At 72.6% G+C, this 12,815-nt stretch carries 11 protein-coding genes; 6 read left to right on the forward strand and 5 right to left on the reverse strand.

Annotation, left to right across the window (positions count from 1 at the left end; genetic code table 11):
- Positions 1–10 precede the first annotated feature (10 nt).
- Positions 11–1,087, reverse strand: coding sequence for a glycosyltransferase family 1 protein (locus AB0J40_RS31475; protein ID WP_364460071.1), 1,077 nt, complete (start codon positions 1,085–1,087; stop codon positions 11–13).
- Positions 1,088–1,096: 9 nt separating this feature from the next.
- Between AB0J40_RS31475 and AB0J40_RS31480 the strand changes: the two genes are divergently transcribed.
- Genes AB0J40_RS31480 through AB0J40_RS31490 form a run of 3 tightly spaced genes read left to right on the forward strand, consistent with a single transcriptional unit; the run spans position 1,097 to position 5,651 of the window.
- Positions 1,097–2,032, forward strand: a complete 936-nt coding sequence (locus AB0J40_RS31480; protein WP_364460073.1) for a glycosyltransferase family 2 protein — start codon at positions 1,097–1,099, stop codon at positions 2,030–2,032.
- Between the two features lie 30 nt (positions 2,033–2,062).
- Positions 2,063–4,573, forward strand: coding sequence for a glycosyltransferase (locus tag AB0J40_RS31485; protein WP_364460076.1), 2,511 nt, complete (start codon positions 2,063–2,065; stop codon positions 4,571–4,573).
- Positions 4,566–5,651, forward strand: coding sequence for a glycosyltransferase family 1 protein (locus tag AB0J40_RS31490; RefSeq protein WP_364460079.1), 1,086 nt, complete (start codon positions 4,566–4,568; stop codon positions 5,649–5,651). The genes AB0J40_RS31485 and AB0J40_RS31490 overlap by 8 nt, the downstream gene beginning before the upstream one ends.
- On the opposite strand, the gene AB0J40_RS31495 is transcribed toward AB0J40_RS31490, so the two are convergent.
- Positions 5,645–6,382 carry an ABC transporter ATP-binding protein gene (locus AB0J40_RS31495; protein ID WP_364460503.1) on the reverse strand — a complete coding sequence of 246 codons (738 nt, stop codon included), beginning with the start codon at positions 6,380–6,382 and terminating at the stop codon, positions 5,645–5,647. The two genes, AB0J40_RS31490 and AB0J40_RS31495, sit on opposite strands and share 7 nt — an antisense overlap.
- A gap of 77 nt (positions 6,383–6,459) precedes the next feature.
- On the opposite strand from AB0J40_RS31495, the gene AB0J40_RS31500 reads away from it, so the two are divergent.
- Positions 6,460–7,035 carry a helix-turn-helix domain-containing protein gene (locus tag AB0J40_RS31500; protein ID WP_364460082.1) on the forward strand — a complete coding sequence of 192 codons (576 nt, stop codon included), beginning with the start codon at positions 6,460–6,462 and terminating at the stop codon, positions 7,033–7,035.
- Here AB0J40_RS31500 and rfbD read toward each other — a convergent pair.
- On the reverse strand, positions 7,014–7,904 hold the full coding sequence (rfbD, locus tag AB0J40_RS31505) for a dTDP-4-dehydrorhamnose reductase (protein ID WP_364460085.1): 891 nt from the start codon (positions 7,902–7,904) through the stop codon (positions 7,014–7,016). The two genes, AB0J40_RS31500 and rfbD, sit on opposite strands and share 22 nt — an antisense overlap.
- An 8-nt stretch (positions 7,905–7,912) precedes the next feature.
- Entirely contained in the window at positions 7,913–8,902 is a 990-nt protein-coding gene (gene rfbB, locus AB0J40_RS31510) for a dTDP-glucose 4,6-dehydratase (protein WP_364460088.1), read from the reverse strand.
- Between the two features lie 138 nt (positions 8,903–9,040).
- On the opposite strand from rfbB, the gene AB0J40_RS31515 reads away from it, so the two are divergent.
- Together AB0J40_RS31515 and AB0J40_RS31520 are read left to right on the forward strand one after the other, a co-directional pair.
- Positions 9,041–10,570: an LCP family protein gene (locus AB0J40_RS31515; protein ID WP_364460090.1), complete on the forward strand. Its 1,530-nt coding sequence runs from the start codon at positions 9,041–9,043 to the stop codon at positions 10,568–10,570.
- Between the two features lie 38 nt (positions 10,571–10,608).
- A complete protein-coding gene (locus AB0J40_RS31520; protein WP_364460093.1) occupies positions 10,609–11,904 on the forward strand; it encodes an LCP family protein in 1,296 nt (431 codons plus the stop codon).
- Here the strand turns inward: AB0J40_RS31520 and AB0J40_RS31525 are convergent.
- Positions 11,897–12,727 carry an NAD(P)H-binding protein gene (locus AB0J40_RS31525; RefSeq protein WP_364460096.1) on the reverse strand — a complete coding sequence of 277 codons (831 nt, stop codon included), beginning with the start codon at positions 12,725–12,727 and terminating at the stop codon, positions 11,897–11,899. The genes AB0J40_RS31520 and AB0J40_RS31525 overlap by 8 nt on opposite strands.
- Positions 12,728–12,815 lie beyond the last annotated feature (88 nt).

Raw genomic sequence — 12,815 nt, forward strand, 5'->3', positions numbered from 1 at the left:
GGCAAACCGGTCAGGGGCGGGCACGCGTGTGGATCGCCCAGACGGCTTCCGCGGCACGGCGCCAGGTGAACGTCCGCGCGCGCTCACGACCCGATCGAGTGAGATCAGCCGCCACGGACGGTGATCCCAGCACCTCTCGCAACGCCGCGGCCAACGCCCGGGCGTCGCCGCGCGGGACCGTGATCCCCGCACCGCCCGCCACCTCGGCCAGGGCCGGGACGTCCGTGTGCACCACCGGGACCCCGGCCGCCATCGCCTCGAGCAGCCCCATCCCGAACCCCTCCGCCAGGCTCGGCACGGCCAGGACGCTCGCCTGGCGCAACGCGGTCGCCAGCTCCGCGTCCGACACCTTCCCCAGCATCCGCAGCCGGTCCGCGGGGAGGCCGCGGTCGGCCGCCAGCGCCACCGGGTCGATGCCGCCCCACCCCGGCTGCCCGGCGAGCACCAGCACGACGTCGTCCAGCGCCGCGACCGCGTCGACCAGGACGTCGATGCCCTTGCGCGGCTCGATCGTCCCGACGGCCAGCACGTACCGCGCCGGCAGGTCCAGCGGCGCCGAACCGGCCGGGATCCGCACGCCGTGCGGCACCACGCGCACCGGGACGTCGACGTCGATCAACACGGCCAGCTCGTCGGCGACCGCCCGCGTCGGCACCACCAGCCCGGACGCCCGCCGCGCGGCCCGCGCGATCATCGACCGGTGCCAGCTGACCCCCCGCGCGGTGAGCGTCTCGGGGTGGGTCCAGGGCACGGTGTCGTGCACCGTGACGCTCAACGTCTTCCCGGCCGGCGCGCGCGGCGGCGCGAACGGCGTCGGCGCGTGCACGGCGTCGCCGCCCGGCCACCAGCGCAGCCCCAGCTGCCACGCGGCGACCAGCACCCGCGGCGGGACGCGCAGCACCCGTGGGCCCTCGACACCGTCCAGCCGGGCCGCGCCGACGTCGGCGTGCCGCGCGACGACGCTGGAGACCGTCCAGCCGCGCGGCGCGGTCCGCGCGAGCGCCGGCAGCAGCTCGGCCGTGTAGCGCCCGGTGCCACCGGGCACGGGCGCGAGGAGCTGCTCGGCGAGCACGACCAGTTCGGGCACGCGGCTATTGTGCGGGACGTGACCGCGAATCCCGCCACCACGGTGGTCGTCGTGACCTGGCGGGGTGCCGGGCACGTCACCGCCTGCCTCGACGCGCTCGCCGCGCAGACGCGTCCACATCGGACGCTCGTGGTGGACAACGCCTCCGACGACGGCACCGCCGCCCTGCTCGCGGCCCATCCTTCGCGTCCGCAAGTAATTCGCCTGCCGCGCAACACGGGCTACGCGGGCGCGCTCGCCGTCGCCGCGAAGCGCGTCGAGACCCCGCTGATGGCGTGGCTGAACGACGACGCCGAGCCCGAGCCGGACTGGCTGGCGACGCTCGAAGACACCCTGGAAAAAGCGCCGTTGGCCGGCGCGGCGACGTCGCTGCTGGTGCGGGCCGACGGCACCACGCAGTCCGCCGGCGTCCGGCTCACCGCCGACGGCCACGGCGCCGACCTCACCGAGCCCGCCGCCGAGGTGTTCGGTTTCTGCGGCGGCGCGGCGCTCCTGCGGACGGACGTGCTGAAGAGCGTGCACGGCGTCCCGGCCGGGTTCTTCTGCTACTACGAGGACACCGACACGGCGTGGCGGCTGCGGCTGGCCGGCTGGGACGTCGTCGCGGCGCCCGAAGCCCGCGTCCGGCACGCCCACGGCGTCAGCAGCGAGCTGGGTTCGCCGCTGTTCCACCGCTGGAACGAGCGCAACCGGCTGCTGATGCTCCTGCGGTGCGCGCCGCGCGGAGTCGCGGTGAACCAGCTGCTCAGGTTCGCCGTGTTGACAGCGGTGCTGCCGCTGCGGCCGGGACGGCCGGCCGCGGCGAACTTCCGCTTCGGCCTGCGCTGCCGGGTGCTCGCCGAAGTGGCAACGCGGCTACCAGCGACGTTGCGGGCCCGCCGCAAGATCGGCCGGGAGGCCGCACTCGGCCGAGGCGCGGTCTGGGAGGCTTGGGCAGGCCTTTAAGCTGACGCCCACCCGACGAAGGAGCTGGCTTTGGCGCAGGGGGAACCGCAACCGCTCGTCTCGGTGATCGTGGTCAACTACCGCGGCGCCGACGACACGATCACCTGCCTGCGCGCGCTCGTCGAGCACGACTACCCCGAGCTCGAGCTGATCTGCGTCGACAACTCCGACGAAGCCGCCCGCATCCGCGAAGCCGTCCCGCAGGCCCACGTCGTCGAGGCCGGCCGCAACACCGGGTTCGCCGGCGGCTGCAACCTCGGCGCGAAGCACGCGAAGGGCACCGTCCTCGGCTTCCTCAACAACGACGCCCGCCCGGCCCCCGGCTGGGTATCCGCGGCGGTCGCCGAGCTGCGCGCGCAGCCCCGCGTCGCCGCCGTGGCCAGCAAGGTCCTCGACTGGGACGGCACCGGCACCGACTTCGTCGACGGCGGCCTCACCTGGTTCGGCATGGGCTACAAGCGCCACGCGGGCAGTCCGCTGGCCGACGTCCCGGCCGCCGAGCACGAAGTCGCGAAGGACGTTCTGTTCGGCACCGGCTCGGCGATGTTCGTGCGCTCGTCGGTGTTCGCCGAGGTCGGCGGCTTCGACGAGCGGTTCTTCATGTTCTACGAGGACGTCGACCTCGGCTGGCGGCTCAACCTGCGCGGCTGGCGCGTCCGGTACGTCCCGGAATCGCACGCGTTCCACCGCCACCACGGCACGATGGCCGCGGTCGACGCGCCGGAAACCGGCCGCGAGACCTTCCTCCTCGAGCGCAACGCCCTGGCCGCGCTCTACAAGAACCTCTCCGACGAGACGCTCGCCCGCGCGCTGCCCGCGGCGCTCGCCCTGGCCGTCCGGCGGGCCACCGCCCGCGGCGAGCTGGACGCGACCCAGCTGGACCTCGAAAAGGGCGGTGCTCCTTCCGGCCCGATCGAGTCCGGCGACGTCGCCATCCCGCGCACCACGCTCGCCGGGCTTCTCGCGATCGACCAGTTCGTCGAGCAGCTGCCGTCGCTGGCCCAGTCGCGGGCGATCGAGCAGGCCGCCCGCGTCCGGACCGACGCCGACCTGCTTCCGTTGCTGCGCAAGGCTTTGGAGCCCGCTTACCCGCTGCCGCGCTACCTCGCCGCGCACGACATCCTCGTCGAGGCGTTCGGCATCGAGAAGGCGTTCGGGCAGCGCCGCAAGATCCTGGTGATCACCGGCGACGCGCTCACCGAGCGGATGGCCGGCCCGGCGATCCGCGCCTGGAACATCGCGCTGGCGCTGTCCGCCGAGCACGACGTCCACCTGGTCACCACGAACCCGCTGGCGACGCCGCCACCCGCGCCCTTCCGCGTCAGCGCGGGCAAGCACCGCGAGCTGGAAGCGCCGATCGCCTGGGCCGACGTCGTCGTCCTGCAGGGGCACGTGCTCGAGCTGGCGCCGTCGCTGAAGAAGGAGCACCGCGGCAAGATCGTCGTCGCCGACCTCTACGACCCGATGCACCTGGAGCTGCTGGAGCAGGGCAAGGGCATCGCCGACGACCGGCGCGCGGCCGACCTCGCCGGCGTCACCCGCGTGCTCGACGCCCAGATCGAGCGCGGCGACTTCTTCCTCTGCGCGTCCGAACGGCAGCGGCACCTGTGGCTCGGCCACCTGGCCGCGCTGGGCCGGCTGTCCCCGCGCCTCTACGACGCCGACCCGACGACGCAGTCGCTGCTCGCGGTCGTCCCCTTCGGACTGTCGCCGCAGGCGCCGGTGCGCACCGGGCCGGGGCTGCGCTCGTCGCTGGGCATCGGCGGCACCGACCACGTCGTCCTGTGGGCCGGCGGGGTCTACAGCTGGTTCGACCCGCTGACCCTGATCCGCGCGATGGACGAGCTGCGCCGCCGCCGCGCCGACGTCCGGCTGGTGTTCCTCGGCATGAAGCACCCGAACCCCGAGGTCGCCGAGATGGACATCGGCACGCGGACGATCCGGCTCGCGGATTCCTTGGGGCTGACCGGGAAGCACGTCTACTTCAACGAGCAGTGGGTGCCCTACCACGAGCGCCAGAACTGGCTGCTGGACGCGAACTGCGGCGTCACGACGCACTACGAGCACGTCGAGACGACGTTCGCGTTCCGCACCCGCGTGCTCGACTACCTGTGGGCCGGGCTGCCGATCGTCACCACCGACGGCGACTCGTTCGCCGACCTCGTGCGCGCCGAACGGCTGGGGGTCGTCGTGCCGGCCGAGGACGCCTCCGCGCTGGCGGACGCGCTGGAAAAGGTCCTGTACGACGAGGAGTTCGCCGCGGGCTGCGTCGAGCGGATCGCCGCCGTCGCGCAGCGGTACACCTGGCCGGAGGCGCTGAAGCCGCTGGTGGAGTTCTGCCGCGACCCGCGCCCGGCGGCCGACCGGCTGCCCGGGTCGGCGGACCTGACGACGACGGCGCCGGTGCGCGGCCGGGCGATGCTGCGCCGCGACGCCGACCTGGTGCGGGAGTACCTCGCCGCGGGTGGCGCGGGCGAGCTGGCGCGGCGCGTCGGCGGCCGGGTGCTGAAGGTCGCGAAGCAACGGCTCCGCCGTGGCTAGGTCCCTGAGCGTCCTCCTCGACGGCACCCCGCTGCTCGGCGCGCGCACCGGGATCGGCCGGTACACGGCCGCGCTGAGCGAAGAGCTGGTGTCGATCCCCGAGGTGGACACGCGCGCGGTGGCGTTCACGCTGCGCGGCTGGCGCCGGCTGCGGCACGTCCTCCCCTACGGCGCCCGGGCGCGCGGGATGCCGGTGGCGGCCCGGCTGCTGCGGGCGGCCTGGCTGCGCTCGGACTTCCCGCCGGTGGAGCTGTTCGCCGGCCCGACGGACGTCGTGCACGGCACGAACTTCGTGCTGCCGGGGAGACTCCGCGCGGCGGGCGTGGTGACGATCCACGATCTGGCCTTTTTGGACAATCCGGCAGAGCTGGCTCCGAGCGACCGCGGCCTGCCGGAGCTGGTCCGCCGCGGCGCGCGGCGGGCGAACGTGATCTGCACCCCGACGGCGGCGGTGGCCGACTCGGTGGCGGAGCGCCTGGACGTGTCGCGCGACAAGATCGTGGTGACCCCGCTGGGAGTCAACCCGGCGTGGTTCACGGCGCGCCCGCCCGACGACGAGCGCCGCGCGCGTCTGGGGCTGCCTTCGCGGTACTTGCTGTTCGCGGGGGCGGCGGGGCCGCGCAAGGGCCTGGACTGGCTGACGCGCGCGCACGAGGCCGCCCCGGACCTGCCGGACCTGGTGTTCGCGGGCCCGGGCCCGTTCCCCCGCTCGGCCCGGACGTCGCAGACCGGCTATCTGTCCGATGTGGACTTGCGCACGGTGGTGGCGGGAGCGGCGGCACTGGTGCTGCCGTCGCGGGACGAGGGGTTCGGGCTGCCGGTGCTGGAGGCGATGGCCTCGGACGTCCCGGTGGTGTGCACGGACATCCCGGCCCTGCGCGAGGTGGCGGGCGACTGCGCGAGCTTGGTCCCGTACGGCGACGTGGACGGGCTGGCGGAGGCGTTGCGCATGGCGGTGACGGACCCGCACGCGGTGGCAACATCGGCGTCGAGGCGCGCGCACGCGGCGAACTTCACGTGGCGGACTTGCGCCGAGCTGACGGTCGGCGCGTACCGGATGGCCTCGGGCCGTCACTGACCTTTGTAGACGGAAAGCACTTCGCCGAGCTCGCCGCTCGCGCGAATCCTGCCTTCGTCCATCCACACGGCGTCGGTGCACAGCTCCCTGAGCAGTTCGTCCGAGTGCGAAGCGAACACGAGGATCCCGGAGCGGCGGGCGAGGTCGACCAGGCGTTCACGGGCCTTGGCGAGGAAGGCGGCGTCGATCGCGCCGAGCCCCTCGTCGAGGACGAGGATCTCGGGGTCGATGGTGGTGACGACGCCGAGCGCGAGCCGGACGCGCATGCCCGCGGAGTAGGTGCGCAGCGGCAGGTGCAGGTAGTCGCCGAGTTCGGTGAACTCCGCGATGTCGTCGACCCGCTTTTTCATCTGCGCGCGGCTCATGCCGAGGAACAGGCCCCGGATCAGGATGTTCTCGCGGCCGGAGACTTCGGGGTCGAGGCCGACGCCGAGGTCGAACACCGGCGCGATCCGCCCGGCGACCCGGGTGTGCCCGCGCGTCGGCTCGTAGATGCCGGCGAGCAGCCGCAGGAGGGTGGACTTGCCGGCGCCGTTGTGCCCGACCAGCCCGACGCGGTCCCCGTCCGCCAGCGACAGCGTGATGTCCTGCAGGGCTTCGATGATCGGCGTCTTCGCGCCGGTGCCGATCTTCCCGCCGACCTTGCCGAGCACCCGTTTCTTCAGCGACCGGGTCTTGGCGTCGAAGATCGGGAAGTCGACGTAGGCGTTCCGCACCTCGATGCTCACCACTGCTGCCACCCCTCCACGGCCCGAATGCGAACGCAAGTTATCATTCGCATCCGCGCCGTCGACGGTGGGAGGTACGCGTGCAGGAGGGCTTTCACCCGCCCCAGCAGGCCCGCAGCCGGGCGTCGCTGGAGAAAGTGCTGGCCGCGGCCGAATACGTGCTGGCGCACCACGGGCACGAGGAGTTCACGATCGGCGCGGTGGCCGAGCGGGCGGGCCTGTCGGTGGGCGCGATCTACCGCCGGTTCGCCGGCAAGGACCAGCTGCTCTACGCCGTGAAGGACCAGCTGCTCACGCGGCTGGAAACGAACGTCGCCGAGGCGCTCGGCGAGTCGGGACCGCATGACGTCGTCGCCGCCTTCACCCGGGCACTGGCGGACACGTTCGCCGCCCACGACCGGATCTTCCCCGAGCTGCTCGACGGCCAGCGCGCGGACGGCCGCGAGCGCGGGCTCCAGGCCCTGGCGGCGATCCAGCAGGCCTTCGTCGAAGCCGCGGGAGACAGCCGGGCCGTCCGGATGACGGCCCGGACCGTCATCGGCGCCTGCGTGCACCGCGCGGCCACCTGCGGCTACTGGCCCGACGGCCTGGACTGGACCACGTGGGCCGCCGAGACGACCGAGCTGGCGCTCGCCTACTTGGCGGCCGCGAAGTAGGCGTCCAGCGCCTCTTCCCACGGCCGCATCGGGGTCAGCCAGGCCTCTTTCCACGACGCCGGGGACAGCACCGAATAAGCCGGCCGGGTCGCCGCCTGCGGGTACTCCGCCGACGTGCACGGCTTCACCCGCGACGGGTCCGCTCCCAAGTGCTCGAAGATCGCGCGGGCGAACCCGCACCAGCTCACCGCACCGGCGTTCGTGCAGTGCAGGATCCGCCGCTCCGGCCCGTCACCGGCGGCCACCCGCGAAGCCAGCTCCAGCAGCCCCGCGGCCAAGTCCGCGGTCCAAGTAGGACCTCCGACCTGATCGTCCACAACGGACAGCTCAGTGCGCGTGGACTCCAGCCGGGCCATGGTCTTCACGAAGTTCGAGCCCGACTTCCCGTACAGCCACCCGGTCCGCACGACCCACGACGAAGCCCCGGAACCGAGCACGGCGTCCTCACCCGCGGCCTTGGTCCGGCCGTACGCCGAACGCGGACCCAGCTCGTCCGAAGGCTCGTACGGCGCGGAAGCGTCCCCGGCGAACACGTAATCCGTCGACACGTGGATCAACGGCACCCGCCGGGAGGCGCACGCCGCCGCCAGGACGCGCGGCCCGTCCGCGTTCACCGCGAACGCCCGCTCCTCGTCCGTCTCCGCCTTGTCGACCGCCGTGTACGCCGCCGCATTGATCACCACCGGCGACGAGCCGTTCTCGCGGGCCCGGTCGGCCAGCGCACCCACCGCGGCCAGGACCTGACCGGTCGAAGTCACGTCCAGCTCGGCCGAGCCCGGAGCGACGACGTCGAGACCGGAACCAGCCAGCGCGGCGAGATCCCGGCCGAGCTGCCCGGAACCCCCGGGCACGAGCACCGTCAGCGGCACGAAAACCCCTACTTCTTCAGCGCGGCCCGCTCCGCCAGGGGCTCCCACCACGCGCGATTGTCGGTGTACCAGGCCACTGTCGCGGCCAGACCGTCCTCGAAGGACACGCGCGGAGCGTACCCCAGCTCCGAAGAGATCTTCGTGATGTCCACCGAGTACCGGCGGTCGTGGCCCTTGCGGTCTTCGACCGGCTCGACGCTGTCCCAGCCCGCCCCCACCGCGGCCAGCAGCTTCTCCGTCAGCTCCCGGTTGGTCAGCTCGGTGCCGCCGCCGATGTTGTAGATCTCGCCCGGCCGCCCGCCGTCGGCGACCAGCTGGATGCCGTGGCAGTGGTCGTCGACGTGCAGCCAGTCACGGACGTTGAGGCCGTCGCCGTACAGCGGCACCTTCCGGCCGTCGAGGAGGTTCGTCACGAACAGCGGGATGACCTTCTCCGGGAACTGGTACGGACCGTAGTTGTTGGAGCACCGCGTGATGCACACCGGCAGGCCGTGGGTGCGGAAGAACGACCGCGCCACCAGGTCGGACGACGCCTTCGACGCCGAATACGGCGAGTTCGGCTCCAGCAGGTGGTCTTCGGTCCAGGACCCCGTCTCGATCGAGCCGTACACCTCGTCGGTGGAGACGTGCACGAACTTCGAGACGCCCGCTTCCAGGGCCGCCTGCAGCAGGTTCTGCGTGCCCAGCACGTTCGTCAGCACGAAGTCGGCGGCGCCGAGGATCGACCGGTCCACATGCGACTCCGCGGCGAAGTGCACGACCAGGTCCACCCCGCGCATGACGTCGGCGACCTTCCGCGCGTCGCAGATGTCGCCGCGGACGAACCGCAGCCGCGGGTCGGCCGCGACCGGGGCCAGGTTGGCCTCGTTGCCGGCGTAGGTGAGCTTGTCCAGCACCACCACCTCGGCGTCGCGCAGCGCCGGGTAAGCGCCGCTCAGCGTCTGCCGCACGTAGTGCGACCCGATGAAGCCGGCACCCCCGGTGACCAGGACCCGCATCTTCCCGCCTTTCCCTCGGCCCCGACCGGGGCAATCGGCCCCCAGCCTACGGAGGCCTGACAACACCCTCAGTAGAGTCATGGTGGAGGCACATCGGTGCCCTGGGGGAAGCACGGGGTTTCACAGGGGAGGAAGCGCGTGACCGAATGGCCTGCGCCGACCGTCCCGGCGCGAAGGAGCCACGGCGTCGCGGTTGTGGCGCGCCGCGGTGGCAAGGTAGTGGTTTCGTTGCTGTCCGTCGCGATCCTGGCCCTGACCTGGTACGGCTGGCACTACATCGGCGACCCGAACACCGGCTTGACGACCACGAACGTCTTCGCCGACACCGAGGCCCACGCCAAGCCGCTCGACGGCGCGATCGACATCCTGCTGGTCGGCCAGGACAGCCGCACCGACGCGCAGGGCAACCCGCTGCCCCGCGAAGTGCTGGACATGCTGCACGCCGGCGTCTCCGACGGCGAGCTCAACACCGACACGATGATCCTCGTGCACATCCCCCAGAACGGGAAGCACGCCATCGCGATCTCGTTCCCCCGCGACTCCTGGGTCGAGCTGGCGGGCGGCTACGGCAAGCACAAGCTCAACAGCGCCTTTGTCTACGCGTACACGGACACTTACAAAACGTTGCAGCGCCAGGGCATGACCGACCTGAAGCAGGCCGACGCGGAAGCGAAGGTCGCCGGGCGGAAGAACCTGATCGCCACGATCGAGAAGTTCATCGGCAAGCCGGGCATGATCGACCGCTACGCCGAGGTCAATCTGGCCAGCTTCTACGAGATCACCAAGTCGATCGGCGGCGTCGAGGTCTGCCTCAACGGACCGGTCAAAGAGGTGAAGTCCGGCGTGGACCTGCCGGGCGGGCGCCAGACGATCGAGGGGGTGCAGGCGCTCGCGTTCGTCCGCCAGCGCTACGGCCTGCCCAACTACGACCTCGACCGGATCGCGCGCCAGCAGGCGTTCCTCTCCGGACTGGCCCGGAAGGTGATCTCGTCCGACGTCCTGACGAGCCCGGCGAAGATCGCCGACCTCGTGTCGGCGGTCAAGAAGTCCGTCGTCGTGTCGCAGGGCTGGGACCTGACGGAGTTCGCCGAGCAGATGCGCGGCCTGACCGGCGGCAACATCGAGTTCCACACCATCCCGACGCTGGGCAACGCGGTGATCGGCGGCGCCGACGTGCTGCGCGTCGACCAGGCCGCGGTCCAGGCCGAGGTGACGCGGCTGACCTCGGACGGCGACGCCCCGGCCCAGCCCACGTCCACGCAGCTGCCGGGCGCGAAGGCCGTCACGGTGGAGCTGTTCGACGGCTCGGGCTCGGCGTCGCTGGCCGGCCAGACGCACACGCTGCTGCAGAACAAGGGCTTCACGCTCGCCGCCGACCAGAAGCTGAGCACCCGCAACACCACCGTCGTCCGGTACAACCCGGCCGACACCGCCGCGCTGGACCTCGTCAAGCAGGCGCTGGGTACGACGGTCCAGGCCGAGCCGGACCGCGACGTCACCGCCGGGCACGTGCGCGTGCTGCTGGGCAAGGACTTCCGCAGCTCGGCCGCCGGCGCGGGCGGCGCGCCGACGTCGTCGTCGGCCCCGAAGGCACCGCCGTCGACCGCGGCTTCGTCCGCCCCCACCACGCCGCCGATCACCGCGGGCGACGTTCCCTGCGTCAACTAGACTGAGCACGCAGGGTGGTCGGGGGAGGTAAGCAGGGGATGAACGACGAGCAGGAACAGCCGGAACCGGCCGAACCGCCGGTGACGCAGCGCGACGATCCGGACTGGAAGCCGTCGCCGTTCCCGCGGACGGCTCCGGTGGCCGAGGCGCCGTCGCGGGCGCGCCGCGCCGGGCGGGTGACGCGCCGGGTCGCGATCGGGCTCGTTTCGCTGCTCGCGCTCGGCGCCAGCGGCTACGCCTACGTCACCAAGGACCAGCTGCAGCAGAACGTCCCGACGACCGACGCGCTCACGCCGCGGGCCGGCGAACCGGCACCGCCGCCCGCCGACGACGGCGCCGACGACATCCTGCTCGTCGGCAGCGACGCCCGGACGGACGCGCAGGGCAACCAGCTCCCGCTGCGGGTGCTGAAGGAGCTGCGGACCGAGGCCAACAACGGCGCGGTGAACACCGACACGGTGATCCTGCTGCGGGTGCCGAAGGACGGCTCGAAGCCGTCCGCGGTGTCCGTGCCGCGGGACACGTGGACCGACATCCCGGGCCGCGGCAAGGCGAAGATCAACTCGGCGTACGGCATCGCCAAGGCGCACTTCGCGCAGCAGCTGCGCGCCCAGGGCGAGCGAGATCAGGCGAAGATCGAGCGCGACTCCGACACCGAGGGCCGCCGGGTCCTGGTGCAGGCGGTGCAGGACCTCACGCAGGTGCGCGTCGACCACTACGCCGAGATCAACCTGCTCGGCTTCTACCTGCTCACCGAGGCGCTCGGCGGGGTGAAGGTGTGCCTGAACCACGCGACCGAGGACAAGGACTCGGGCGCGAACTTCCGCCGCGGCGAGCAGACGGTTTCGGGCGGCGAAGCGCTTTCGTTCGTCCGCCAGCGCAAGAACCTGCCGCGCGGCGACCTCGACCGGATCGTGCGGCAGCAGGCGTTCCTGTCCTCGGCGCTGCACCAGGTGCTCTCGGCGGGCACGCTGACCAGCCCCGGCACGCTGAACAACCTGATGGACGCGGTACACCGGTCGCTGGTCCTCGACCCGGGCCTCGACCTGCTGCAGTTCGCGCAGCAGGCGAAGGGCATCGCGTCGGGCGACCTGTCGTTCGCGACGATCCCGGTGATCACCGCGAACGGCCGCAGCGAAGACGGCCAGAGCATCGTGGAAGTCGACCCGAAGGCCGTCCGCGCGTTCGTGGCGGGCCTGGCCGGCCGCCCGGCCCCGGGCGGCTCCCCGGCGGCGGGCGGCGCGGTTCCCGCGGGCGGCGGCTCGGGCGGCGGCGCCGCCCCCGCCGCGGCACCGCTGCTCCAGGCCTCCGACGGAGTCCCCTGCGTCAACTGAAGTCGGCGCGGTGGTCCTCCACCCACTGCCGGAACGTCCGCGGCGCGTGCCCGGTGACCTCGCGCACGACGTCCGTCACCGGCGACGGCTCCCGCGTCGTCCGGTCCCACACCCGCAGGACGCCCGGCGGCACCTCGGGCGGCCAGCCCAGCGCGACCATCCGCTCGGCGGCCTGCTCGGGCGTCAGCTCCTCGACCGGCAGCGGCCGGCCGAGGACGTCGGCGAGGACGGCCGCCTGCTCGCGGAAGCTGATCGGCTCCGGCCCGGTCAGCTGCAGCGACTCCCCGACGTGGGAGCCGTCCGCGAGGACCTTTGCCGCGACATCGCCCATGTCCCGCTCGTGGACCGCTCCGATCCGCGCGTCCGGGTACGGGGTGCGGACGACACCCTCGGCGATGTCCGCGCGCCAGCCCAGCACGTTCGTCGCGAACGCGCCCGGGTGGAGGATCGTCTCCGCGAACGGCGCCGCGATCAGCGCCTCCTCCACCGCCCGGTGCATCCGCGCGATGCGGCTGTCCGCGGAATCCGGTTCGAGCGTCGCGCCCGACGACAGCAGCACGACGTGCCGCACGCCCGCCGCCTCGGCCGCCTTCACGAAGCCCTCGATCCCCGAGGGCCGGGTGTACAGGAACACCGACTCGACGCCGTCGAGCGCGGCGTCCAGTGTGGACGGATCTTCGAGGTCGGCACTCACCTTCGGCGTGGGCACGTCGAGGGTGGTGGCGTCGCGGCTCGACGCGCGCACGTCCTGACCTGCGGCGACGAGCGCGTCGAGCACGGCGCGGCCGACGTGCCCGCGCGCTCCGGTGACGAGGATGGTCATGGCTGTCCCCCAGCTCTCCAGTTACATTTGCTTGCAAAGCAAACATACTGAGCGGGCCGAGCCGGTGTCAACCGGCGCCGCGCGTGGT

It is taken from the genome of Amycolatopsis sp. NPDC049691, assembly GCF_040675005.1.
Classification (GTDB): Bacteria; Actinomycetota; Actinomycetes; order Mycobacteriales; family Pseudonocardiaceae; genus Amycolatopsis.